The organism is Alkalihalophilus lindianensis (assembly GCF_032843265.1).
GTDB classification, from domain to species: Bacteria; Bacillota; Bacilli; order Bacillales; family Bacillaceae_D; genus Alkalihalophilus; species Alkalihalophilus lindianensis.
The window spans coordinates 1-237 of sequence record NZ_JAWJBA010001005.1 but is presented as its reverse complement, the minus strand read 5'-3'; the positions used below and the strand labels follow the sequence as shown (position 1 = coordinate 237).

The window sequence follows — 237 nt, the reverse complement described above, 5'->3', positions numbered from 1 at the left end:
ATTTCAAAAGCCCAGCGGAGATGCGCGCCCTGTTCTCTGAATTTCCCGAGGCCTGTGACGCCACCCTGGAGATTGCCGAGAAGTGCAACATCAACATCCGGCTCGACTCCACCAGCATCGACCGCTACCCGCAGTATCCGATGGGGGACGTGGCGGGCAATTGGCCGGACCGTGTGGCCTATCTGCGCCACCTCTGTGAGGAGGGCTTGATCCGCCGCTATGGACGCGACCGCGCAC

At 62.4% G+C, this 237-nt stretch carries 1 protein-coding gene; it reads left to right on the top strand.

The window, feature by feature from the left end:
• On the top strand, positions 1-237 hold a 237-nt coding region (locus RYX56_RS26845), incomplete at both ends, for a hypothetical protein (protein ID WP_317124487.1).